This is a genomic window from Acidovorax sp. sif0632 (genome assembly GCF_019218805.1).
Classification (GTDB): domain Bacteria; phylum Pseudomonadota; class Gammaproteobacteria; order Burkholderiales; family Burkholderiaceae_C; genus Acidovorax; species Acidovorax facilis.
On record NZ_JAHUWW010000008.1, the window covers coordinates 15,191 to 39,640 of the forward strand.

23 protein-coding genes are annotated in these 24,450 nt (G+C 64.3%); 6 read left to right on the forward strand and 17 right to left on the reverse strand.

Annotated elements, in window-relative coordinates:
- Positions 1–262 precede the first annotated feature (262 nt).
- Genes KW832_RS25765 through fliF form a run of 6 tightly spaced genes read right to left on the reverse strand, consistent with a single transcriptional unit; the run spans position 263 to position 6,909 of the window.
- The gene (locus KW832_RS25765) at positions 263–1,609 is read right to left on the reverse strand and encodes a flagellar hook-length control protein FliK (RefSeq protein ID WP_255577896.1); all 1,347 of its coding nucleotides are present in this window, start codon (positions 1,607–1,609) and stop codon (positions 263–265) included.
- 2 nt (positions 1,610–1,611) lie between these two features.
- Positions 1,612–2,076: a flagellar export protein FliJ gene (gene fliJ / locus KW832_RS21500; protein WP_055398283.1), complete on the reverse strand. Its 465-nt coding sequence runs from the start codon at positions 2,074–2,076 to the stop codon at positions 1,612–1,614.
- 19 nt (positions 2,077–2,095) lie between these two features.
- Positions 2,096–3,490 (reverse strand): flagellar protein export ATPase FliI, encoded by a 1,395-nt coding sequence (gene fliI, locus KW832_RS21505; RefSeq protein WP_121508460.1) that lies wholly within the window; start codon positions 3,488–3,490, stop codon positions 2,096–2,098.
- Positions 3,480–4,211, reverse strand: coding sequence for a flagellar assembly protein FliH (locus KW832_RS21510; RefSeq protein ID WP_218301585.1), 732 nt, complete (start codon positions 4,209–4,211; stop codon positions 3,480–3,482). Before KW832_RS21510 ends, fliI begins: the two co-directional genes overlap by 11 nt.
- On the reverse strand, positions 4,195–5,190 hold the full coding sequence (fliG, locus tag KW832_RS21515) for a flagellar motor switch protein FliG (RefSeq protein WP_055398286.1): 996 nt from the start codon (positions 5,188–5,190) through the stop codon (positions 4,195–4,197). Before fliG ends, KW832_RS21510 begins: the two co-directional genes overlap by 17 nt.
- Positions 5,191–5,214: 24 nt before the next feature.
- Complete coding sequence (gene fliF / locus KW832_RS21520) at positions 5,215–6,909, reverse strand: flagellar basal-body MS-ring/collar protein FliF (protein WP_055398287.1); 1,695 nt, start codon at positions 6,907–6,909, stop codon at positions 5,215–5,217.
- A 172-nt stretch (positions 6,910–7,081) separates the two neighbouring features.
- Between fliF and fliE the strand changes: the two genes are divergently transcribed.
- Positions 7,082–7,393: a flagellar hook-basal body complex protein FliE gene (gene fliE, locus KW832_RS21525; RefSeq protein WP_055398288.1), complete on the forward strand. Its 312-nt coding sequence runs from the start codon at positions 7,082–7,084 to the stop codon at positions 7,391–7,393.
- 411 nt (positions 7,394–7,804) lie between these two features.
- Here fliE and KW832_RS21530 read toward each other — a convergent pair whose 3' ends face one another.
- The 4 genes from KW832_RS21530 to KW832_RS21545 all read right to left on the reverse strand — a co-directional run bounded on the left by KW832_RS21530 (position 7,805) and on the right by KW832_RS21545 (position 11,746).
- The gene (locus KW832_RS21530) at positions 7,805–8,104 is read right to left on the reverse strand and encodes a flagellar protein FliT (RefSeq protein ID WP_010466046.1); all 300 of its coding nucleotides are present in this window, start codon (positions 8,102–8,104) and stop codon (positions 7,805–7,807) included.
- 2 nt (positions 8,105–8,106) lie between these two features.
- A complete protein-coding gene (gene fliS / locus KW832_RS21535) occupies positions 8,107–8,562 on the reverse strand; it encodes a flagellar export chaperone FliS (protein ID WP_055398289.1) in 456 nt (151 codons plus the stop codon).
- A 65-nt stretch (positions 8,563–8,627) separates the two neighbouring features.
- Positions 8,628–10,061 carry a flagellar filament capping protein FliD gene (gene fliD / locus KW832_RS21540; RefSeq protein ID WP_218301584.1) on the reverse strand — a complete coding sequence of 478 codons (1,434 nt, stop codon included), beginning with the start codon at positions 10,059–10,061 and terminating at the stop codon, positions 8,628–8,630.
- A gap of 197 nt (positions 10,062–10,258) precedes the next feature.
- The gene (locus KW832_RS21545) at positions 10,259–11,746 is read right to left on the reverse strand and encodes a flagellin (RefSeq protein WP_218301583.1); all 1,488 of its coding nucleotides are present in this window, start codon (positions 11,744–11,746) and stop codon (positions 10,259–10,261) included.
- A gap of 321 nt (positions 11,747–12,067) precedes the next feature.
- Here KW832_RS21545 and KW832_RS21550 point away from each other — a divergent pair, with 321 nt between their 5' ends.
- Both KW832_RS21550 and KW832_RS21555 read left to right on the forward strand, forming a co-directional pair.
- Entirely contained in the window at positions 12,068–13,552 is a 1,485-nt protein-coding gene (locus tag KW832_RS21550) for a flagellin (protein WP_218301582.1), read from the forward strand.
- A gap of 118 nt (positions 13,553–13,670) precedes the next feature.
- A complete protein-coding gene (locus tag KW832_RS21555; RefSeq protein ID WP_218301581.1) occupies positions 13,671–15,890 on the forward strand; it encodes an acetylglucosamine transferase in 2,220 nt (739 codons plus the stop codon).
- A gap of 128 nt (positions 15,891–16,018) precedes the next feature.
- On the opposite strand, the gene KW832_RS21560 is transcribed toward KW832_RS21555, so the two are convergent.
- From KW832_RS21560 to rfbF, 7 genes are read right to left on the reverse strand one after another with little or no spacing between them, the layout of a single operon-like run.
- Positions 16,019–16,798, reverse strand: a complete 780-nt coding sequence (locus KW832_RS21560) for a cephalosporin hydroxylase family protein (RefSeq protein WP_218301580.1) — start codon at positions 16,796–16,798, stop codon at positions 16,019–16,021.
- On the reverse strand, positions 16,795–17,646 hold the full coding sequence (locus tag KW832_RS21565) for an NAD(P)-dependent oxidoreductase (RefSeq protein WP_218301579.1): 852 nt from the start codon (positions 17,644–17,646) through the stop codon (positions 16,795–16,797). The genes KW832_RS21560 and KW832_RS21565 overlap by 4 nt, the downstream gene beginning before the upstream one ends.
- Positions 17,643–18,131, reverse strand: a complete 489-nt coding sequence (locus KW832_RS21570) for a DapH/DapD/GlmU-related protein (RefSeq protein ID WP_176887155.1) — start codon at positions 18,129–18,131, stop codon at positions 17,643–17,645. Before KW832_RS21570 ends, KW832_RS21565 begins: the two co-directional genes overlap by 4 nt.
- On the reverse strand, positions 18,132–19,373 hold the full coding sequence (locus tag KW832_RS21575; RefSeq protein WP_218301578.1) for a class I SAM-dependent methyltransferase: 1,242 nt from the start codon (positions 19,371–19,373) through the stop codon (positions 18,132–18,134).
- Positions 19,370–19,930 carry a dTDP-4-dehydrorhamnose 3,5-epimerase family protein gene (locus KW832_RS21580; RefSeq protein WP_218301577.1) on the reverse strand — a complete coding sequence of 187 codons (561 nt, stop codon included), beginning with the start codon at positions 19,928–19,930 and terminating at the stop codon, positions 19,370–19,372. Before KW832_RS21580 ends, KW832_RS21575 begins: the two co-directional genes overlap by 4 nt.
- Complete coding sequence (gene rfbG, locus KW832_RS21585; protein WP_218301576.1) at positions 19,927–20,994, reverse strand: CDP-glucose 4,6-dehydratase; 1,068 nt, start codon at positions 20,992–20,994, stop codon at positions 19,927–19,929. Before rfbG ends, KW832_RS21580 begins: the two co-directional genes overlap by 4 nt.
- Before the next feature lie 5 nt (positions 20,995–20,999).
- Positions 21,000–21,770, reverse strand: coding sequence for a glucose-1-phosphate cytidylyltransferase (rfbF, locus tag KW832_RS21590; RefSeq protein WP_218301575.1), 771 nt, complete (start codon positions 21,768–21,770; stop codon positions 21,000–21,002).
- Positions 21,771–22,164: 394 nt separating this feature from the next.
- Here rfbF and motA point away from each other — a divergent pair, with 394 nt between their 5' ends.
- The 3 genes from motA (at position 22,165) to cheY (ending at position 24,447) form a co-directional block, all read left to right on the forward strand.
- Positions 22,165–23,025: a flagellar motor stator protein MotA gene (gene motA / locus KW832_RS21595; protein WP_055398297.1), complete on the forward strand. Its 861-nt coding sequence runs from the start codon at positions 22,165–22,167 to the stop codon at positions 23,023–23,025.
- 30 nt (positions 23,026–23,055) lie between these two features.
- Entirely contained in the window at positions 23,056–23,988 is a 933-nt protein-coding gene (motB, locus tag KW832_RS21600) for a flagellar motor protein MotB (RefSeq protein WP_055398298.1), read from the forward strand.
- Positions 23,989–24,060: 72 nt separating this feature from the next.
- Entirely contained in the window at positions 24,061–24,447 is a 387-nt protein-coding gene (gene cheY, locus KW832_RS21605) for a chemotaxis response regulator CheY (protein ID WP_010466076.1), read from the forward strand.
- Positions 24,448–24,450 lie beyond the last annotated feature (3 nt).

The following is a 24,450-nucleotide window of genomic DNA, read 5'->3' on the forward strand; positions in this document are numbered from 1 at the left end:
TAAAAGCCCAAAACCATGGCATTCACTGCGCTATGGACTCTGCACGCAAGCACCGGAACGGCGTTCGGTCGCGCTGCAGCGGCAAGACCTGATGGAATGCAGGAGTAGCCACCGCTGCAAAGCAACCTATCAGAAATGCTCTGGGGTAGGGAGTAACACGGTACTCGCGTACCGCCAGCAGCGTAAAGACGCCGCGCGAGCGAGTTCCTGACCGGGGGGGTGTCGCGGGCGGCAGGCGGGTAGCCCCGTCTGCCCGCCGGGCTCACACAAAGACGTCTACTGCGCGATCCGGGGCGCCACCGCGCAGCAGTGAAGCCGTGCCAGTGGGCGCTGCAGCGACCACCTTCGCCTGGCGAGCGCCATCGCGCTGGCCCTGCCGCTCAGCCCCACCCGCATCGTCACGCTGCCCCGCCGAGGTGCCAACCGACATACCCGACAGCACGAGGCCCTCACTGCGCAACAGCTCACTCAATTGCGCCATGCTGCGGTCCAGCAGCTCACGGGTCTGCGGCTGGTCGCTGCGGAACGTCACGTGGGCCTCATTGCCCGACAGTGACACCGACACCTCTACCGGCTGCCCGTCGCGGTTGAGCGTCAGTTCCGCATTCTGTGTTTTCTGGTTGACCCAATAAGCCACCTGCTCGGCGACCTGCTCCTCAACACCTGCCTGTGCGGGGTCGGCAAACACCGTGGCCCCATCCAGGGAGCCCGGCTCCACCGGCGCAGAACCGCTGCCGCTATCCAACCAAGCCCCGGCGCTGGAACGCCCCTCGCCAGAGCGGCCTCCAGCGTCCGCACCTCGCGTGGACGCTACCGGAGACAGCAACCCCTCTGCAACGGAGGCGACCACAGCGCCACCCGCCGGGTCCACCATGCCCCCAGGACTGCGATCCGATGCGCCAGCAACTGGCATCCCCACCATTCGCTCGCTGGCCATCTGCACCGCAGCCAGGGCCACGCCTTGATGGCCCGGCAACTGCTGCGCAGCGCCTCCTCCGAGGGAGCGACCTGTAGACATTTCCACTGCATCTGCCTTCTGGGCCAAGGCACTTTGCATGCGGGAGAAAATCCGACCCTGCGCCATCCCGCCGACCGGCGGGAGCCCTTCCTGCAAGTCTGCCGAAGTGTCGAGCCTGGCTGTTTCAGCCACGATGCCTTGCGAAAGACCGTCCGTTCCAGGAAGGATTCCCGCCAGGGACGCCAGCCCCCCTTGGGCGCTACCACCCTGCGCTTCCAGCCCCAATACCGCTCCGGTCTGCGCTCCGGCACTCAAAATGCTGCCGCCCTGCCCGCGCTCTGCCGCAGCAGCATCAACCCGCACATTGGCGCCGGGCACCAGCAAACCCTGCCAGGCAGCCATGGCGGAGGCCTCCATGGCCGCCTTTGCAGCGTCCGACAAAGCCACATCGGAAGGAGCGGCACCCGAGGCCGCCAGATCCAGCGGAGCGCCATCGCCTCCGCCCATCGCCCCATCGCCCAAAGCTGCCAGCAGCGCCAGAAAGCCGCCAGCGCCCGGTTCGTTAGCGTCCGGGGTCTGCGCTGTGGAGCGGTGCCGAGCGGCATGGGCGGACTGGGTGCCCTGGGGAGAAGAAATTTTGGTGGGTTCCATGGTCAATACTCCCGGCCCTCAGAGCCCTGAATCGCACTGCGGTACTGCAACGCAGCCCGCTCATCGGTTTGTTTCTGATCTCTTCGCATTTCGGCCAACTCCAGGTCGTGGCGCCGCTTTTCCATGACCTTGCGCAGGCTTGCCAGACGCAATTCCGCCTCCAGCAAGGCGCGCCTGGCGGCCTCCACCCGATGGGCGTGGTCTCCCACCACACCATTCTGGACACCCGCCGCGTGGCCCAGGCGGTCCATGAACTGGTAGTGGTGGTACATCACCTCGGGCTTCATCGTGGTATCGGCCTTCATGCCCCAACGCGCCTGGGTCTCTCGGGCGTAATCTTCCAGCTGGTCGAGCTGGGCACGCGCCGCCTGCTGCGCAGCCAACATGTCCTGCAGCGCCTGGCGCGCGTCGTCCCGCTTGCGGGAGGCGACTTCCACAGCGACGGCGAGCGAGTTCAGGCTGGACATGGCTGACTACCCCAGGTGTTCAATGGTCCAACACCGCTGCCATGCCCGCCACGCTCTGGTCCATCGAGGCGGCCTCGAACATGTCCTGCTGCAAGAAGGCGGCCATCTGCGGCTGCAGGCGAATGGCTTCGTCCAGGGCGGGATCGGAGCCGCTCATGTACGCACCGACCTGCACCAGATCCCGGCTCTTCTGGTAGCGCGAATACACCGCCCGAAAGCGTCGCGCCAGATCAAAATGCCCGCGCGATACCACGTTGTGCATCACGCGGGATGCAGACTGCTCAATGTCGATGGCGGGGAAATGCCCCGTCTCGGCCAAAGCCCGCGACAGCACGATGTGCCCATCCAGAATCGCACGCGCCGCGTCAGCGATCGGGTCTTGCTGGTCATCGCCCTCAGACAGCACCGTGTAGAAAGCCGTGATCGAGCCAACCCCGTGCAGCCCATTGCCACTGCGCTCCACCAGTTGCGGTAGCTTGGCAAAGCAGGAGGGCGGATAGCCCTTGGTGGCGGGAGGCTCACCGATGGCCAGCGCAATTTCGCGCTGCGCCATGGCATAGCGGGTGAGCGAATCCATGAGCAGCAGCACATGCTTGCCCTTGTCCCGAAAGTGCTCGGCAACCGCCGTGGCATATGCAGCCCCCTGCATGCGCAAGAGCGGCGGCGCATCAGCAGGCGCCGCCACCACCACCGATCGCGCACGGCCATCCTCACCCAAAATGTCTTCCACGAATTCCTTGACCTCGCGCCCCCGCTCGCCAATAAGCCCCACCACGATCACATCTGCCTGTGTGTAGCGGGCCATCATGCCCAGCAAGACGCTTTTGCCCACCCCTGAACCGGCAAACAAACCCAGGCGCTGCCCACGCCCCACGGTAAGCAGGGCATTGATGGCGCGCACGCCCGTGTCCAGCGATTCGCGCACAGGGTCCCGGTCCATGGCATTGATCTGGCGGCGCCCCATGGGCTCAGACACCACGTCCTGCACGGGCCCGCCATGGTCCAGCGGCAGTCCCTGCGCATCCACCACCCGGCCCAGCAGGCCTTCGCCCATCGGCAAGCGCAGTACACCCGCACGCTGGATGGCCCGCGCGGGCTCGCCGAGACGGGGGATGGGGATGTAGGGCGCAGCGGGCACCACACTGGCACCACTGGAGAGTCCGTGGATATCTCCCGCAGGCATCAGAAAAGCGCGGTCCGCAGAAAAACCCACCACTTCTGCCAGCACGGGGGCATGCCCCGGCATCTGGACCATGCACTGCGAGCCCACGGGCACGCGGATGCCCACAGCCTCCAGCACCAGGCCCGTCAGCCGGGTCAGCGTGCCGCGCGTCTCCAGCGGCGCGCCTTCAGCGACGCGCGCACGCGCGTCGTCCATCAGGCGTGTCCAGGCAGATGGAGATTCAACGGCCATCACTGCCCTCTTCTTCCTCTTGCCATGGCGACTGGAGCCCCAGTGCGGCAATGGCCCGCTGCCAGCGTTTGTCAAGGCTGCCGTCCACCGCCGTACCGGCTGATTCCACCAGGCAGCCGCCCGGCGGCACCGCAGCATCCGCCATCCACTGCACACCGGGGGCATCGATTTCTTCGCGCAGAGGCTGGGCTATCGCCTCCATATCTGCAGGGTTCAGGCGGACCATGGCAGGTCGCCCCTCGGTCACCAGCATGCCTACCGCCTCCCTCACCACGGGCTGCAAGGCGTTGGGGTTGACGGACAGTTCCTGGCGCACCACCTGGCGCGCAATGTCACAGGCCAGCTCCAGCAGTTGCTGGGCCATCTGCTGCTGCATGTCGATCAGGCTTGCATCGAGGGTCTGCACCACGCTCTGCAGCCGCTGCGCCGTTTCATGCCCTTGCTGGGCAATGTATTCGTCCATGCGCCGCTGCCATTCCAGCGCCGTTTGGGCCTGCCCCTGGGCAAAGCCCTCAGCGTAGGCGTCATCACATGCCTGCTGAATCAGTGCCTGCTGCGCAGCCTCATCAATTTCAGCCGGAATCTCCGCCACAGGCTCGGGCTCCACTGGTTCAACCAGGTCGGAGCCGTCCACCGCACCAAACTTCCACTGCGTGAAATCGCCCACTTCCTCGCTGGGAATGAAGCGCGAATAAGAGCGCTGGCTAGACGAAGGCATCATCACCGCCGGATCCAATCACGATTTGACCCTCGTCGGACAAGCGACGCACGGTCTTCAGGATTTCCTTCTGCTGAGCCTCGACCTCGGACAACCGCATCGGGCCGCGCGATTCGAGGTCTTCGCGCAATGCCTCGGAGGCACGCGAGGACATGTTCGACAGGAACTTCTCGCGCAGCTCGGGCACGGCTCCCTTGAGTGCCACGATGAGCGTTTCGGACGCCACTTCCTTGAGCACAGTCTGGATCGCCTTGTCGTCGAGCTTGAGCACGTCTTCGAACACGAACATCTTGTCCATGATCTTCTGGGCCAGATCGGGGTCGTAACCCCGGATGGATTCGAGCACCACGGCATCCATGTTGCCACCCAGCAGATTGATGATCTCGGCCGCAGCCTTGACACCACCCAGAGAGCTCTTGCGGATCTTGTCGCCACCCGCCAACACCTTGAACAGCACCTCGTTCAGGTCCTTGAGCGCCGTCGGCTGAATACCTTCCAGCGTGGCCACGCGCAGCAAAATTTCACTGCGCTGACGGTCAGTGAGGTGCATCAGGATGCCCGACGCCTGGTCGCTGTCCAGGTGCACCAGGATGGCTGCGACGATCTGGGGATGTTCGTTGCGCAGCAGTTCAGCCACCGACAGTGGATCCATCCACTTGAGGCTCTCGATGCCCGACACGTCGCCGCCCTGCAGGATGCGGTCGATGAGCAGGCCCGCCTTGTCGTCGCCCAGCGCGCGGCGCAGCACGGCGCGCACGTAATTACCGGTGTCGGACACCAGCAGGCTCTGCGCAGCAGCGGCGCCGGAGAACTTGTTGATGACCTCGTCCACTTTCTCGCGCGATACCGAGCGCATGCGCGCAATGGTTTCGCCGAGTTTCTGCACTTCCTTGGGCGAGAAGTGCTTGAACACTTCCGCAGCCTCTTCCTCGCCGAGGGACATCAGCATGATGGCGGCGTCGTTGAGTCCTTGGTCGTCCATGGTCGTCGTCCGTGGTGTCGGTAATTAGACCGGCTCGCCGTTCAGCCAGGTCTTCAGGATATTGGCCACAGCCACCGGGTTCTCCTTGGCCAGCACGCGCGCCTCTTCCAGACGCAATTGCTCCGGCGTGGCAGGAAGCACCTCGTTTTTCTTGGCGGGCGCAGGCAGCGCCGGGCGTTCGGGCGTTTCGGACTCCACGGCATCCAACTGGCCACCGGCCACCGGGATGGCACGGGGCTTGGCCGCCGCGCCAGTGCCCTTGAGGGCCGGACGCACCAAGCCCATCAGCACCAGGGCCGCAAACAGCACCGCACCCACCGGCCAGGCAAACGACTTGGCCAGATCGATCACTTCAGGCTGCTTCCACAGCGGAATGTCGCTGGTTGGCGTTGCGGTCACCTGGAACGGTGTGTTCATGAGGTTGACGGAGTCGCCGCGATCCCGGTTGAAGCCAATGGTCTCGCGCACCAGCGCCGTCATCTGCTCCAGTTGCTCGGGTGTGAGCGCCTTCGACACGGTCTTGCCCTTGTCTTCCGTGGACTGGTAGTTGACCACCACCGCTGCGCTCACCCGCTTGAGGGCACCACTGCCGCCGCGCGTGACGCGCACCGTCTTGTCAACCTCGTAGTTGGTGATAGATTCGCGCTTGCTGCCCACAGCCTGGGCGCCCTGAGCCTGCTGGCCGGCGGCGGTGGGCGGCGGGTTGGCGCCATTGATGGGCGCGGCAGACGGTGCAGGGGGCTGATTGGTCGTGGCGCCCGGCACGCCAGTGGGCAGCGGATTGCCTTGGGGACCTGTGCTTTCCACCACCTGCTGGCTGCGGATGGCGCTGGCATCGGTGGCCAGGTTGGGCCGGTGCTGCTCGGAGGTGGATTCGGTCTGGGTGAAATCCACCTCGGCCGTCACCTGCGCCTTGACGTTGTCTCGGCCCACCACGGGCTCCAGGATGTCCAGAATGCGGCGGGTGTACTGCTGTTCGATCTGCTGTACATACAGCAGTTGCTGCGCATCCACACCGTTTCCAGCGGCAGTATCGGGCGACTGGGACAGCAGTTTGCCTGTATCGTCCAGCACGCTCACGGCGGACGGAGACAGCTCTGGCACGCTGGAAGCCACCAGATGCACGATGCCCGCCAGCTGCGCACGGTCCAGAATACGGCCCGGGTGCAGGCTCACCAGCACCGACGCCGAAGGCTTTTGCTGCTCCCTGAAAAATCCGTTCTGGTTGGGAAGCGCCAGATGCACCCGCGCACCTTGCACCGACGACAGCGCCTGGATGGAGCGCGTAAGTTCGCCCTCCAGGCCCCGCTGAAAGTTCAGGCGCTCCTGGAACTGGGTCATCCCAAATTTGCTGGATTCCATCAGTTCGAAACCCGCCACCGAACCCTTGGGCAGGCCCTGGGTGGCCAGGCGCAGGCGCACATCGTGCACGCGGTCTGCAGGGATCAGGATGGCACCACCGCCATCGGCGTGCTTGTAAGGCACATTCATCTGCGACAACTGGGCCACGATGGCACCGCCATCTTTGTCGTTCAGATTGGCAAACAGCACGCGGTAGTCAGGCTGGCGCCCCAGCACGATGGCCGCAATGGCCACCGCCACCAGCAGCGCCGCGCCCACACCCAGCCGCATGCGCTGCGCCCTGTCGAGGGCAGACAGCCGCTGCAGCCAGTTCGGGCTGGCAGGGGGGGTGAGAGGAATTTCAGCAACTGCAGACATCTTGCTTTCCAGTAGGGTGGCCCGGCAAGGACCAAAGCGTGGGGTCGATTATTCGGTCACGCCTCCAAAATGTTCGCTGGATAAGCCGCGCGTTTGGCCATCAATTCAGAGCGATGGGTCCCGGCGCGATGGCTAGGATACGCAGCATACCGCCATTCCCACGGATACAGCCATGGACCTTCGCATCTCAAGCTCTACCGCCCCGCTCACGGGCGCTGGCGTGGCGCGCCGTGCTGCAGCGCCGCAAAACGACGCCAATGACGTGGGTTTCTCGGGGGCGCTCAAAGGCGCACTGCAGTCGGTCAGCGCCGCACAAAACCGCTCTTCGAACCTGCAAACCGAGGTGCAGATGGAAAACCCCTCTGTCAGCCTCGAAGAAACCATGGTGGCCATCCAGAAGGCCCAGATCGGCTTTCAAGCCACGCTGCATGTGCGCAACCGGATGGTGCAAGCCTATACCGACATCATGAACATGCAGGTGTGATAGAGACGCCCCCCCTGAGGCGCTGCGCGCCTTCCCCCAGCTCTCGCAACGCTGGGCGTTTCGGGCAGGGAGACGATGCCCTCGCTGCGGGGCGGCCCTTGCAGGGCATCCCTCGCGTGGGGCGCGCCGGTATCGGTCGGTAGGGGCCCTTCTTTCACTCCTATTTTTGTAGCATTTGCGCTTTGTAGGCAAGCGCTATGGGCACTTTTTATCCCCAAAGACACGCCACGCTCTTGGTACCAGGGGCTGAGCGATGCATCGCTGGCCGCGGCGAGGTGGATGCCAAGCGCCAGGAACCGTTCGCTCTCAATTTAATAGCTGCCTGCGCTTGATAGATAAGCGGCATAGCCCTATTCGCCCATGAAAAAGCCGACCTCGTGGGGTCGGCTTTTTTGCGGCTCAGCGCACGCCTCAGTGCATCATCTGCGGCTGGCCCTCGAACAGGTGTTCAAACTGCGCCAGCCAGGGCTCAGCGAGGCAGCGAATCTGGGCATCGTTGCGCAGGATGCGCTGCATGATGCGGGTCTTCTCGCGTTTGTGCTCGGGCAGCAGTTCGTGCTCTTGCGACTTGAAGCGCAGCTGCTCGATCAGCACGGCGCAGGCGCCTTCGTAGCGCACCACCCCATCCCAGTCCTTGAGCTTGGCGGCCTCCAGCATCTTGGCGCTGCTGTCTTCAATCGCCTTGTAATAGTCAATCAGCATGTGTGACATGGTTATGCCTCCACCAGCACAGGCTGGCCAGTGGCGGCGGGCGCATCGGACGAAGCCGCGGTGCCGGTTTTCTTGATTTCGTTCCAGCCTTGGGCCACGGGCTCGATCAGGCGCATGACTTCTTGCATGATGGCGTCGTCGTTGCGGGCGTTGGCCAAGATCAGGCGGCGCATGCAGTAGTCGTACAGCGCACCCAGGTTTTCGGCCAGTTCGCCCCCATCGACTTTGTCGAGCGAGGTGCTCAGGCCCTCCTCCAGAATGCGCACGGCCTTGGAGATGGCATTGACTTTGGCCAGCACATCACCACGTGCCAGGGCGCCACGTGCCGTGGCGATGGCATTGAGGACACCTTCATACAGCAGGCTGACCAGCTGGTGCTGGTCCATCGTGTGCATGCTGGTTTCCACATTGATACGCTGGTAAGCGTTGGCTGCACGGGGGCTGTAGGCGCTGAACATGCTGACAATCCTTCCGAGGTATTACTTAAGTTATCGGCATGTGCCAGAAAAACTGAAGCCCCTGATTAACCAGTCGATTTGTTCCAGGCAGTGACCTGCTGTGAGATATACGCGTTCAGGCCATTGAGGCTGCTCAGCTGGGTATCGAGTGCGTTATACCGCTGTGTGATGCGCTTTTCAAATGCCTCGACCTTCTCATTCACCCGCGTCTGGTCCTGGCTGTTGCGCTTGAGGCTCAGCTGCAGGGTGGCATCCTTGGATTTGAAGAACCCGTCGTTGGAGAGCAGGTTGGTGGTCAACGCCTTCAGCTGGACGGCAATGCCATCGGCAGCGCCGCCGCCGGTATTGCGGAACAGGTTTTTCACGTCGTCGGGGTTCTCGGACAGCGCCTTGGTGAGCTTGGAGGAATCAACCGCCAGGTCTCCGCCCAGCTGCTGGGTAATGCCAATGTCCGCCAACCGCTGGAAAGCACCGCCCCCTGTAGTGACCGACTGGATGGCATTGCGCAGGGAGTTTTGCAGCGCTACGGCCGTCGAGTCACCTTGCAGCAAACCGGCCGACTTGGTAGCGGCGTCGTACTTGGTGGCGTCCTGCAGCAACTGGTTGATGGCGTTGTAGGCCTTCACGAATCCATCAATGTTGGACTGGATCGCGGAGTTGTCCTTGCTCACAGTGATATCAATGGGAGCCGTCGTCACTTGCTCGGCCTTGAAAGTCACGCCCGAAATCGTGGAGGCAAACGTATTGGTGGCTGAAGACACCGCGATCCCGTTGACCGTGGCCTTGGCATCGGCGGCAGCCTGCGTGACCGTGGCACCGTTGACGAGGCGGGACAAGCCTGTTGCGTCGGTGTTGCCCGCGCTCTGCGGGTCGGTGTCGCCGTCCTCCATCACACTCAGGCGAAACCCGAACTCCTCGCCGGTGCTCTTGCTGCGCAGCAGCAAGCGCTCGCCCGACGCATCACTGAGTACAGACGCCGTTACCCCTGCATTGGCACCATTGATCTTGCTGGCCACGTCCGACAGCTTGTCGCTCGCACTGATAGTGATATCTACGGGCTGACCGCTGCCAGGTGTGAACGACGCGGGTGCAACACTCCACTTGCCCAGTTCGAGGCGCAGCGTACCGGATCCGAGCGCACCACCCACGGGCAGCAAAGCGGCGGACGCAGTGGCCTGCGCCTTGGCAAGGCTCTGGACCTCGACACTGAACGTGGTGGGAAGCGTGCCCCCTACGGCGGTGGCGGAAACAAATTTGGAGTCGGACGACGTGGTAGCCACGCCATTCCAACCGGTCACGCTGGTGAGCTTGCCCGCTGCATCCTGCAGCGTGGACACCAGCGACTTGATCTGTCCAAAGGCAGAAATCTTGGTATTGACCGTGGCCGCTTGTAATTTCAGCGTGTCCAGGGGCCTCTTTTCCAGGGTGACCAACTGGGAAATGATGCTCTTGACATCAAGTCCGTTCGTGCCGACGCCTGGGGATGAAATGGTTGCCATACAAACCTCCTGAACTGGTCCAACGGAAATTATGGCGCCGAACGGCGATCAAGAACGTCCGTAAACACGCCAGGAAACCCGTCTTATCCAGCGGTCCTGGCACCCGCCTTCCAAAAAGCCAAAGGGCGGCGACAGAAATCTGCCGCCGCCTGGGGTCCACCAGGGCGCTGCAACGCCCTGACTGCCATGCCCGCCGCTTAACGCAGCAGGGCCAACACACCTTGGGGCAGCTGGTTGGCCTGGGCCACCATTGCCGTACCGGCCTGTTGCAGGATCTGGGCACGCGACAGGTTGGCCGTTTCTGCGGCGAAGTCGGCATCCAGAATACGCGAACGCGAGGAAGAAAGGTTTTCCGACGTCACTTGCAGGTTGCTGATCGACGTTTCAAAGCGCGATTGCAGAGCACCGAGCTTGGCACGCTCACCGTTGATGAAGGCCAGCGCAGAGTCCACCGTCTTCAGGGCGTTGGTCGCGTTGCTGAACGTGGTCACATCCAGGTTGGCCACGGTTTGCAGGGCAGAGCCACCGTTGTCCAGCTGGTTGCTGGTTGAAGTGATTGCGAAAGACTTTTCCGAGTCCAGCGTAATGTAGCCACCGGTGTTCACGTTTTCCACCGTTGCGGCAGCAGAGCTCAGCGTCGTCGTGCCGCCGTTGGCCGCGCCAGCTGCGTCGTAACCGGTGACCGTCACGTTCGCCGCGTTGGCGTTGGCTGTATCGCCCACCACGATGTTGTTACCCGTGGCATTGGTCAGAACGATCTGGCTGCCGTCAGAGCTCAGAGAAGCATTGATACCGGTCTTGGCAGACTGGTCGTTGATGGCGGACACAGCGGCCGACAGGCGGTCCGTGCCTGTGGCGGAGGTCAGCGTGAAAGACACTGTACGTGCCGCGCCGACGTTGTCACCTTCCAGCGTCAGCGAGTAAGAGCCGACAGCCGACATACCACCCAGACGCACTTCGGTACGGGCCGTGGCTGTCACACCGGTATCTGCCTTCAGGGCATTGATCTGGTCGGCCGTAGCCTTGGCCGTGGCGCTAGCAGCCACAGTCAGCGTGCCGGTGCCCAGAGCACCGCTGATGGCCACGGTACCTGTGGTCACACCGTTGGTGCCTGCGGTCGCTTGGGTAGCCGATGCGCCAATGCCCGAGCCGTTGGAGGCGACGTTCTGGTTGTTGCCGTAGACGCTGGTGCGCAGATTGCCCGTGGCAGCCACGATGGTCTGGTTGGCGTTGGCACCCACTTGGAACTGCTGTGTGCCGAAACTGCCATCGAGCAGCTTGGAGCCGTTGAATTCCGTGGTTTGCGAGATACGGTCCAGTTCGGACACCAGCTGTCCCACTTCCTGTTGCAGGGCCTGGCGGTCGCCAGCGCTGTTGGAGGCGTTGGCCGATTGCACAGCCAGTTCACGCACACGCTGCAGGATGTCGCCAGAAGCCTTCAGGGCGCCTTCAGCGGTTTGTGCCAGGGAGATCCCGTCGTTCGCATTGCGAACAGCCTGGTTCAGGCCGCGGATCTGGCTGGTGAAGCGCTCGGAAATCGCCAAGCCAGCAGCGTCATCCTTGGCGCTATTGATACGCAAGCCAGAGGACAGGCGCTGAATGGACGTATTGAGAGAAGTCTGACTCATGCCCAGGTTGCGTTGGGCGGTGAGCGAGGCGATGTTGGTATTGATGGTGGAAGCCATTGCAAATCTCCAGAAAAGAACTGACTGAATATGGCGTTGCCGCCAGCCGGGGCGCCAGCACCGCGCTGGCCTCCTGGGTTCCCAGCGCTGCAGGCCATCTGGTGAACGGCGGGCCGCTTACGGACCGTTGCAATTGTTTTCGGGTCGCCGCCGGAAAACTTGAGGGGCAAACGCACAAGTTGTACGACTTTTTTGCCGCTTATCTCCTAAACGCCCAAAAGCAGCGTCTCCACAATTCATCCATCGTTCCCCCATTGACAGCCGGACGGGTGCGCTTGAACCGGCAAACAGATCCGTCTAGCGACGTTAAGGAGTTTCGCCATGGCAGCAACCATCAATACCAACATCAGCTCGCTGACCGCCCAGCGCAACCTGGGCACCAGCCAGATGTCGCTGAATACAGCCATCCAGCGCCTGTCGTCCGGCTTGCGTATCAATAGCGCCAAGGACGACGCCGCCGGCCTGGCGATTTCCGAGCGCTTCACCAGCCAGATCCGCGGCCTGAACCAGGCTGTTCGCAATGCGAACGACGGGATTTCTCTGGCGCAGGTGGCTGAAGGTGCAATGGGGTCGGCTGGCAACATTTTGCAGCGGGTCCGTGAACTGGCGGTGCAGTCGGCCAATGCCTCCAACAGCGCTGGGGACCGCCAGGCCCTGCAGCAGGAAGTCGGCCAATTGGTAGCTGAACTGGACCGGATTTCGCAAACCACCGAATTCAACGGTCAGAAGTTGCTGGACGGCACCTTTGGTACGCAGCAGTTCCAAGTGGGTGCCAACGCCAACCAGACCATCGTGGCGGCCACAGCCAACCTGCGTACCAGCGTGTACGGCAACAACCAGAACGTCGCCTCCAACGGCTCGGGCATTGGCGCATCGGCCACCCAAGCCACCGCAGGCACCAACGGTGTGACCACCGGCTCGGTAGCCGTCAGCGGCTACCTGGGCACCGGCACCCTGACGGTGGCTGCAAGTGCTACCGCCAAAGCCACCGCCGACCAGATCAATGCCCTGCAGGCCACCACTGGCGTGACCGCCACAGCCCGCACCGAAGTGCACCTGGGTGGCATGGCGGCGGCCGGGTCCTATTCGTTGACGCTGGAAGGTGACAACATCGGCAGTCCCCGCACCATTTCATTCACGCTGGTCGCAGGCACGGGGACCGACCGCCTCTCCCCTGCCGTGTCGGCCATCAATGAACAAGCGGCCAAAACCGGCATCAATGCCTCGCTCAACTCCGACGGCACGCAGATCATCCTGACCAACGCCACCGGCAACAACATCGTGATCGGCGACACGGTGAACGCCAACGCGGGTGCGGTGACCGTCACCGGCTATGACGCGGCAGGTGCCAGCAACGGCGCGACCCAGACGCTCGCGGCCGACGCCAACGTGGAGTTCATCAACACGGGCGGTTACATCACGCTGGACTCCGAAAAGTCCTTCGCCGTGACCTCGGCCAGCAACCAGTTGGACAACGGTGGCTCCTCGCTGCACACCGTGGCCAACCTGGACGTGACCACCTTCACCAACGCCACCGACGCGCTCAAGACCGTAGATTCGGCCCTGGCCTTCATCAACGGTGAACGCGCCAAGCTCGGCGCCCTGCAATCGCGCTTCGAAACCAGCATCTCCAGCTTGCAGATCACGTCTGAGAACCTGTCCGCATCGCGTTCGCGCATCCAGGACGCAGACTTCGCGGCCGAAACAGCCAACCTGTCGCGTGCCCAGATCCTGCAACAGGCCGGTACGGCGATGGTGGCCCAGGCCAACCAGATCCCGCAGGGCGTGCTGTCTCTGCTCAAGTAACCTGACCAAACCACACGCTGCGCAGTGAAACAGCAACACCAAAGGGGCCCATCGGGCCCCTTTGTACATGGCACACTGCCTGCACATCCCGCTCCTTTGCTCGTAGATCGGCGCCACCGTGCACACCAAACACACCGACCAGGACGCGTCCCGCCTGCAGGCCGCACTTGCTGCCTCCGACTGGCCCCTTCTCACCCGCTTGTGCCGCCAGGTCCTGCGCAAGAACAGTCGCCACCTCAGCGCGCATCGGCTGCTGGGCTTCTCACTGAACAAGCAGCGCGAGTTCGATGCCGCCCTCAAGGCTTACCGACAGGCCTATGTGTACTGGCCTGAAGACGCCGAGCTACTCGTCAACTATGCCAACGTGCTCATTGAGCAAGCACGCAATATCGACGCCCTGCCCCTGCTGGAAAAAGTGTGCGAACTGCGCCCCCAGCAGGCCATTGGCTGGATCAAGCTGGCCGAATGCTGCTACCTGCTGACGCAACACGACAAAGGTTTTGACGCCAGCCAGAGGGCCGCCGCCCTGGCCGAGACACTGCACGACCGCGTCGCCGCACTCATGCAAAGCGCCATCCACCGGCGCGAGCTGGGCCAGGTGCGCGAGGCTGTCAAGGACTGCGAGACAGCCATCGCCCTGCGCTACAACGACCCTGGCAACTACACCAACAAGCTGTTGTTCATGCTGGCCGATCCCCAGGTGGACGCCGCGCAGCTGTCGGCGGCCGCACGGCAGTACGGCGCTGTGTTCGAGCCGCCGCTGCGCCCAGAGTGGCCCGATTTCCAGGAGCATCGGGGCTCGCCATGGCGACGCCTGAAGATCGGCTTCCTCTCCCCCGACTTCCGGGTGCACTCGGTGATGTACTTTGTGGAGGGTCTGCTGGCGCAACTGGATCGGCGGCAGTTTGAGGTTTTCGCTTTCTATCTGTTCCCGCGGGACGATCACGTCACCGAGCGCGTACAGCGCCATGCCGACCATTTTGTGCCCCTGGCCGGTTTCAGCCCGCAGCAGCAGGCCGAGGCCATTCGCGCGCAGGGCATCGACATCCTGATCGACCTGGCGGGCCACACCGGCAACAACGGCCTGCTGACGCTGGCCCACAAGGCGGCCCCGGTGCAGGTGTCCTGGCTGGGGTTCCCGGCCACCACCGGGCTCACGGCCGTGGACTACAAGTTCACCGACGAAATCACCGACCCGCCCGGCGCAGAGGCGCAGTACACCGAGCAGCTCTACCGCTTGCCCACGCTGTTCGCGTGCTACCGCCCCATGAGCCGCAACCCGCTGTGGCGCTACCAGCCGCGCTACCAGGTGCGCCCCACGCCCGGGCTCGCCAACGGTTTCATCACCTTCGGCTCGTGCAACAACCTGGGCAAGCTGACCGACGAGGTGCTGGCCCTGTGGGGCCAGGTACTGGCTGCGGTGCCGGGTTCGCGCCTGCTCATAGAGGGCAAGAACCTGGACCGGCCGGACTTTGCCAACGCCTACCGCCAGCGCTGCGAGCGCCTGGGCCTGCCGCCGGCGCAGGTAGACCTGGTGGCGCAGCGCACCGACAACCAGTACCTGACCTACCACCGCATCGACATCGCGCTCGACCCCTTCCCGCTAACGGGCGGCACCACCACATTTGACGTGCTGTGGATGGGCCTGCCCATCGTGTCGATGGTGGGCGAAAGCTTCAAGAGCCGCATGGGCGTGGGCCTGCTGGCCTACCTGGGCCGCACCGAATGGCTGGCCGAAACGCCCGAGGACTATGTGCGCATCGCCACCAGCCTGGCGGCCGACACACAGGCGCTGAACACCCTGCGGCAGGGGCTGCGCGCCGAGGTGGAGGCCTCTGCACTGATGCGCGAGGACATCTTCAACCACCACTTTGCCGAAGGCCTGCGCGTGATGTGGCTACAGTGGCTGGCCCGGGCCGAACACCCGGACGATCCCGCCGCGCAGGCCCAGGCGATCCAGGACTGGCTGCCCCAGCTGCCCAAGGCCTGGACCCAGCCACCCGTGCCTGGCGTGGGCCTGAAGCCAGGCCAGCGTGTGAGCCTGCACGAGGCGCACCAGCGCCTGCAGGATCTGGTGGACAAGGCCAAGGCCGCCCCGCCGCCCACACCCGCCACCGGCGCAGACACCAGCGCGGGCCCGGCCCTCAAGGACCGCCACTGGATCGCCGTGACCGAGCTGGCCGAAACCGTGCTCAGCGCCATGCCCCACGACCCGGTGGCCCTGGCCTGCCTGGCCGAGGTGGAACACGCCCACGGCCACACCGAATTTGCCGTGACCTACCTACGGCACGCCACGCAGGCGATGGGCCTGGACATGGGGGCGAGCCCCGCTGCGTGATGCCCTGACGCCTTGGCGCTCAGTTACAGGGACAGGGCTGCGCCGCATCAAACGCTATAAACAATATAGCAACAAACACATAACCACCGAGCGCAAGGCGGCATTTTTCCCCATATTTTCTGCGCCCATCACCCCTTGCGTCGCAGAAACCCGTGCGGTGCCACCGTGACCTGCAGGCGCTGCTCCATCTCGGCATCCACTTCGAACTCGGCGTGCCCGGCCAGCCAATGGTGCACGGCCGTCTTGGGGTTGTTGCCCACGTCCCAGGGGCGGTCGGCAAAGAACTTGGGCGGCATGTCTTCCACAAAGGTGTCGAACACCACGCAGTAGCTGCCGGGCGTCACCAGGGGCGCGTAAGCGTTGAGCTCGCCCAGCACATGGTCGTGGGTGTGCATGGAATCCAGGCACACCAGCACGCGCTGGTAGCCCTTCGCAAAGTCGCGCACCTGCTGCACCACGTCGGGCGCCACGGCCGAGCCCTGGACCATGGCGATGCGGCTGGCCATGGGGTGGGCTTCGATGGCGGCGCGGTTGTGCGCGCGGATGTCGATGTCCACGCCCAGCACCTTGCGGCGCGAGGCGCGCGGGTCCATCGTGGTGCCCGCCTCGATGGCGTCGCTCATGTCCAGCAGCGCCAGCAGCGAGGCGCTGAGCACCAGTGAGCCACCGTGCGCGATGCCGGTCTCGATGATGAGGTCCGGCCGCACGCGCCACACCAGCTCCTGCATCGCCACCATGTCCTGCGGGTACTGGATGATGGGCCGGCCCATCCAGTCGAAGTTGTAGACGTACTGCCGCTGCATCGAGGCCTGCAGCCAGTCGCGCGACAGGGTCTGGAACGCGGCGTCCTGGGCATAGCCCGCAAGGCGGTCGCGGCGTTCCTGGGCAAATTGGTCAACGGGGTTCATGGCGGGGTTACTCCAACAGGATCGGTCACAACGGAAGCGTCGTTCAGCAAAAGGTCATCGGCCAGCACGGCGCGGGGTGCCACACCCCATTCACCCCGCAGGCGTTGCACGTTGATAGGGGGAAACGCCTGCAGCGGGGCCTGGGCATCCACCTCCACGGTGCAGCCCGTGCGCGCCTGCAACCAGGCCAGCCACTGGGCGTGCAGGGTCTGTCGGCCGCTGGCCACGTTGTAGGTGGCAGCGCGGCCCGCCAGCGCAATGCGCGGCAGCCAGTCCAGCAGGTCGTCCACATGCACATAGTCCTTGGCGGACTGCGGATCAGAGCGCAGCACGATGTGGCCGCCCTGCGCCTGGCGCACCAGATCGGCCACTAGGTTGCCGGAGGCAGCGTCCATGTCCGGCCCGACCACGTTGGACAGGCGCGCCACGCGCACCCCGGGGCGCCCGCAGGCATGGCACAGCGATTCGCCGGTGAGCTTGGTCAGGTTGTACAGGCATGACGGGTCACCCGGCAGCACGGACAGCGGGGCGTCCTCGTGCGTGGAGGCCGCCCCCATGTAGACGCGGGTGGATGACAGGTACAGCAGCGAGTCGAACTGCGCGCGCCGCAGCACCTCGGCCAGCAGGCCCACATGGGCGTCCACGGTGTCGAACGGGCGCGTGCGGAAGTCGGCGGTGAGCCCCACGCAATAGATCACATGGCCCAGCGCGCGGGTGAACACCTCGGCATCGCCGCGCGGTGGCGCCCACACGGTGTGGCCCTGGGCCCGCAGGTGCGCCACCAAGCGGCTGCCGATGTAGCCCGTGGCGCCCAGCACCGTAAACGTCGAAGGGGGCAGGTCCGTCACCGGCGCTCCCCCACGGCCGCCAGCGGTTGGCCCGCATACACGGTGTACGCCAGCAGCTCCCCGCGCACGATGGAGCCTGCGCCCACCACGCAGCCGCGCCGCAGCACGGCGCCGTCGAGCAGCACGCAGTTGGCGCCGATCCATACGTCGTCCTCAATCACGATGCCACCCTTGCTGGGCAGAAAGCCCTGCTCGCGGATCAACCGGCCACGTTCGGCATAGGCATGGTTGACCGGCGCAAAGGTGCAGTTGGCGGCAATCGCCACGTAATTACCGATGTGGATGCCGTTGCCGGTGTAGAGCACGCAGCCCGCGTTGATGACCACATGTTCGCCCACCACCAGGTCGCCGCTGCCGCCCGCAGGCTTGACCTTGACGAAGCTGTCGATCACCGAATGTGCGCCCACCACGATGCGCGTGCCGCGCACCGAGTCTTCGATGTCGGCCAGGTGCGAAACCTTGGCAGTGGGGTGCAGCTCGATCACCTAGAACACCTCCAGGCGCGGCACGGCCACCACCATCTGCGCGCCCCAGCTGCGCGTGTAGTCGAGTTGCTCGGCCACCTCGCTGCGCAGGTTCCAGGGCAGGATCAGGATGCGCTGCGGCTTGTGGGCGCGCAGGTGCGCCTCGCTCACCACGGGGATGTGGCTGCCCGGCAGGTACTGGCCCTGCTTGGCGGGGTTCTTGTCCACCACGTAGGGCAGCAGGTCGGGCCGCACGCCCGCAAAATTGAGCAGGGTGTTGCCCTTGGCGGCCGCGCCGTAGGCGCCCACGGTGATGCCGTCGGCCTGGCATTGGAGCAAAAATATGAGCAGCTCGCGCTTGACCCGTATGGCCTGGGCCTGAAAATCGCTGTAAAAACCTGCGCCCAGCATGCCCGCCGCTGCCTCGTTGGCCAGCAGTTGCTGTACGCGGGCGGCGCCTTCGGTCGTGGCCTGAGGGTGGCCGAGAGCGTCGGCGCGGGCGGCAAACACCCGCAGGCTGCCACCGTGGGTGGGCAGCTCCTGCACATCGATCACCACCAGGCCGTTGGCCGCAAAAATGCGCTGCACCGCCGTGAGCGACAAATACGAGTAGTGCTCGTGGTACGCCGTGTCGAACTGGCACCCCTCCACCATGCGCAGCAGGTGCGGAAACTCGAACGTCGCCACGCCATGGGGCTTGAGCAGCCGCGTGAAGCCGCCCACAAAGTCGTTGATGTCGGGCACATGGGCCAGCACGTTGTTGGCGGCGATCAGGTCGGCCTGGCGGTCGGCGGCGGCCAGCTCGTCGGCCAGCGCCACGCCAAAGAACCGATCCACCACCTCAATGCCCTTGGCGCGGGCTGCGGCCGCCGTGCTGGCCGTGGGCTCCACGCCGTAGCAAGGAATGCAAGCCGCCTGCACGTACTGCAGCAGATAGCCATCGTTCGACGCGACCTCTACCACGCGGCTGGCGGCGGTGAGGCCCAGGCGCTCGCGCATCGCCTCGACATAGGCCTGGGCATGGGCCAGCCACGACGAGGAGAACGAACTGAAATACGCGTAGTCGTCGGTGAACAGCGCCTCGCGCCCGGCGTGGTCTTCGGTCTGCACCAGCCAGCAGGTTTCGCACACCAAGAGGCGCAGGGGGAACCAGGTTTCGGGCGCGCGCAACGCGGCCTCGCTCAGGTAGGCATTGGACGGGGGCGCGCTGCCCAGGTCCAGGAACGGCAGTTGCAGCGGGCTGCCGCAGTGTCGGCACTTCACAGGCGCACTCCTTCGAATTCTTCGGTCATCCCGGGCTGGCCTGCGTCGCGCGGCGACATTTGCCCCACCGGCAGGGGCCAAGCCACGGCCAGGCGCGGGTCCAGCGGGTTCAGGCCCGCTTCGGCGGCAGGCGCATAGGCCGCAGAGTGGCAATACAGCAGCTCGGCATGGTCGGTCAGCGCCTGGAAGCCGTGGGCAAAACCAGGGGGGATGAGCAGCGCGTTGCCGTTGTCTGCGGATAAATGCTCGGCATGCCACTGTAAAAAGGTGGGAGAGCCCTGGCGCAGGTCCACGGCCACGTCCCAGACCTCGCCGCGCAGGCAGGTCACCAGCTTCATCTCGGCGTGTGGCGGCTTTTGGTAGTGCATGCCGCGCACGGTGCCGTGGAGGGCTGTGTAGCTCTGGTTGACTTGGGCGATGGGGGCTGTCCAGCCAGCACCTGCCAGTTCGTCGGCGCAAAACATGCGGGTAAAAAAGCCACGCTCGTCCACCAGGGGCTGGCGCATCACGCGAAACAGCCCCGCCAGCGGCAGCGGCGCCAGGGCCAGTCGGCTCATGGGCGCGCCTCCCAGGCGTCGATGTCGGCCAGGCACAGCGCGCGGGCGTCGGCGCCGCCGTGTTGCTGGCGGTACCAGTTCATGGTGCGGGCCACAGCGGTATTCAGCGACCAGTGCGGGGCCACGCCCAGCACCTGGCGGGCATGGGCGGTTTCGAGCGCGAGCCAGCCGGCTTCGTGCGGGCCTTCGCTCTCGTTTTCATAGCTGGTAGCGCTTGCTGGATAGGCGGTGGAGGCCAATTCAATGACATTTTTGACCGTGGCCGCCTCGTGGGGCAGCGGGCCAAAGTTGTAGGCACCGGCCAAGGCGGGAGATTCCCACAGGCGCTGGGCCAGACGCAGGTAGGCGGCCAGCGGCTCCAGCACATGCTGCCAGGGGCGCGTGGCCTGGGGGCGGCGTATGTGCAAGGTTGCACCCTTTTCCCAGGCGCGCACGGCGTCGGGCAGCAGGCGGTCTTGGGCCCAGTCGCCGCCGCCGATCACGTTGCCCGCGCGGGCGGTGGCCACGGCGATGCCCTGTGCGGCCAGGAAAGAATCGCGGTAGCTGGCGGTGACCAGCTCGGTGGCGGCCTTGCTGGCGCTGTAGGGGTCGTGCCCGCCCAGGGGGTCGTCCTCGCGGTAGGGGTAGGCCCATTCGCGGTTGCGGTAGACCTTGTCGGTGGTGACCACCACGGCCACGCGCACGCCAGCCAGCCCGCGCAGGGCATCGAGCAAATGCGCCGTGCCCATCACGTTGGTGGAAAAGGTATCCAGCGGCGCTGCATAGCCGGGCCGCACCAGCGCCTGCGCGGCCAAGTGCAGCACGACCTCGGGCCGGGCGGCGCGCACGCGCATGGCCAGGGCCTGGGGGCTGCGGATGTCGCAGAAATGGCTCTCCATGGCCTGGCTCGCCTGCCCCAGCTGGGCCAGGGTGAAGAGATTGGGCTCAGTGGCGGGCGGCAGCGCCACGCCGGTCACCTGCGCGCCCAGGCGCTGCAGCCACAGGGCCAGCCAGGCACCTTTGAAGCCGGTGTGGCCGGTGATCAACACGCGTTTGCCGCGCCAGAAGTCGGGATCAGGGCGCATCGGGGTTACCAGCACTTCCAGGGTGCGCGGCCCGATTGCCACAGGTCTTCGAGCAGGTTCTTCTCGCGCAGCGTGTCCATCGGCTGCCAAAAGCCCGTGTGTTCAAAGGCGCGCAGCTGGCCGCTGGTGGCCAGGCGGGCCATGGGTTCCAGCTCCCAGCTGGTGGCGTCGCCGTCGATGTAGTCGATGACCTCGGGCTGCAGCACAAAAAAGCCGCCGTTGATCCAGCCGCCGTCGCCACGCGGTTTTTCCTCGAACCCGGCCACGGTCTCGCCGTCACGCACCAGCGCGCCGTAGCGCCCCGGGGGCTGCACGGCCGTCACCGTGGCCTGGCGGCCATGGGCGCGGTGGAAGGCAAACTGCGCGGTCATGTCCAGGTCGGCCACGCCGTCGCCATAGGTAAAGCAGAAGGGCTCGCCTTCGGGCAGGTATTCCTGCACCCTGCGCAGGCGCCCGCCCGTCATGGTGCTTTCGCCGGTGTCCACCAGCGTCACGCGCCAAGGCTCGGCGTGGCGGTGGTGCACTTCCATGCGGTTGTTGGCCATGTCAAAGGTCACGTCCGACATGTGCAGGAAGTAGTTGGCGAAATATTCCTTGATCACGTAGCCTCGGTAGCCCAGGCAGATGATGAAATCGTTGACGCCATGGGCGGCGTACATCTTCATGATGTGCCAAAGGATGGGCCGCCCACCGATCTCGATCATGGGCTTGGGACGCAGGTGCGACTCTTCCGAGATGCGGGTTCCCAGCCCCCCCGCGAGCAGTACGGCTTTCATGCCCGCAGCATAGTGCAGCCCCTGCGCCGCCAAAAGGCCCTGTCACTGTGGAAATACGGGCCAAATGCAGGGATTGGCACCGCGCGCCGATGGAGAGGGGTGCAAACAATTGGAATATCGCTATATTTTATATAGCAACAAACCTTCTACCACCAAGCGACAGAGGCTTTTTTACATAATCCGCGCCCCAGGACAACCGTCAAAACTCCGGCAAAAGAGGCAAAGGTGTGGCGCTGGCGCCATTTCCCGAAGAAGGCCTGTGTTGATGGCGCTCTTGAGTGCATTCCACACTCATCAATCCGATACATTTACAGTAACCTTCGGTAAGCCGCGTTGCCAGCGGCTCCGCCCGCCCACTTGTTTAGCCCCGGCTGCCGCCCAACACGTCTACAGCATGTTCGTCATCATTGGTTACGTTGTCTGCCTAGGCTGCATCTTCGGCGTGTACATCGTGCACGGGGGAAACATCAGTGTGATCCTGAAGGCCCTGCCCTTCGAGATCGTCACCATTCTGGGCGGCGCACTGGGCGCCTTCGTGGTGAACAACCAACCCAAGGTGATCAAGGCCACCCTGGCGGCCATTCCGATGGCACTCAAGGGCTCCAAGTACACCAAGGCCCGTTACATGGAGCTGATGGCCATGCTCTATGACATCCTGCAAAAGGCCCGCAAGGAAGGGCTGATGGCCATCGAAAAGGATGTGGAAGCGCCCCACGAGTCCGAGATCTTCAAGAAATACCCCACCGTGGGCAGCGACCACCATGTGATCGAGTTCACCACCGACTACCTGCGCATGATGGTGTCGGGCAACCTCAACTCCCACGAGATCGAAGCGCTGATGGACAGCGAGATCGACACCCACCACCAGGAAGCCCACGCCCCCGTGGCCGCGCTGGCCCGCCTGGCCGGTGCCCTGCCTGCCTTCGGGATCGTGGCCGCCGTGCTGGGCGTGGTGAACACCATGGGCTCGGTGGGCCAGCCGCCCTCGGTGCTGGGCGGCATGATCGGCTCGGCGCTGGTGGGCACGTTCCTCGGGATCTTGCTGGCTTATGGCGTGGTGGAGCCCCTGGGCGGCCTGGTCGAGCAAAAGACGGAGGATGCCGCCAAGGAATTGCAGTGCATCAAGTCCACCCTGCTGGCCAGCATGCAGGGCTACAACCCCGCCACGGCCATCGAATTTGGCCGCAAGGTGCTTTTCTCCAGCGTCCGCCCCAGCTTTACCGAGCTGGAGGGGCATGTGAAAGGCAAGAAGTAGCGACGTCCGCGCCGCGAAACCCCAAACGCCATGGCAGAAAAAAAACTCCAGCCCATCATCATCAAGCGCATCAAGAAAGGCGGCCATGCGGTGCATGGTGGCGCCTGGAAGATCGCTTATGCCGACTTCGTGACGGCGATGATGGCGTTCTTCCTGCTGATGTGGCTGCTGGGCTCCACGGCCAAGGGCGAACTGCAGGGGATCGCCGCGTATTTCGCGTCGCCGCTCAAGGTGGCAATGACTGGCGGCGACGGCGCGGGCAACAGCTCCAGTGTGATTCCGGGCGGGGGCAACGATCTCTCGAAGGTGCACGGACAAGTGCGGCGCTCTGACGTGGAAGAGGCCAAGCAGCGCCGCATGAGCATTGATGCCGCCCGCGCCGAGCGCGCCAAGCAGGACCTAGACCGCATCAAGGCCCTGGAGGCCAAGATCGACGCGCTCATCACTGAAAACCCGCGCCTGAACGAATACAAGTCGCAGATCCGCATCGACATCACCCCCGACGGCCTGCAGATCCAGATCATTGACGACCAGAACCGCCCGATGTTCGACAGCGGCAGCGCGTTGGTGAAACCCTACATGCGCGACATCCTGCGCGAGATCGGGGCAGCGCTGGGCGGGGTGGAAAACCGCATCAGCCTGGCCGGGCACACCGACGCCGTGCCTTACGGAAACAGCGACCGTGGCTACAGCAACTGGGAGCTGTCGGCCGACCGCGCCAATGCCTCACGCCGCGAGTTGGTGTCGGCCGGCATGCCAGACGCTAAACTGGGACGTGTGGTGGGCTTGGCGGCCAGCGATCTGCTGGAGCCAAACAACCCGCGCGCACCCGCCAACCGGCGCATCACCATCACGGTGCTGACCCGCGAGGCCGAAGAACGACTCATGGGCAAAGGGATTCCCGAAATCACTTCCACAGAACTGCTGAATGAAAAGCGGGAAAATCCCCCCCCAAGCAGGTAACAGTTACGACTTGTCACCAAACCTGCCACCCATGACAATGCCCACAGTAATTCTCGACCGAAAGGGTCCCAAGTGACCACAGCCCTTCGTTTTTTGATCGTTGACGACTTCTCCACCATGCGGCGCATCGTGCGCAATCTGCTCAAGGAAAGCGGCTTTGCCGATGCCGACGAGGCCGAAGATGGCGTGGCCGCCCTGAACAAGCTGCGCAACAGCAAGTTCGACTTCGTGGTGACGGACATCAACATGCCCAACATGAACGGTTTTCAGCTGCTGGCTGAAATCAAGAAGGACGACAAGCTCAAGCACTTGCCCGTCCTCATGGTCACAGCCGAAGCCCGCAAGGAAGACATCGTGGCAGCCGCCCAGGGTGGCGCAGCGGGTTACATCGTCAAACCCTTCACCAAGGCCACGCTGGAAGAAAAAGTGACCTTGATCCTGAAAAAGATGGGGCTATGACAC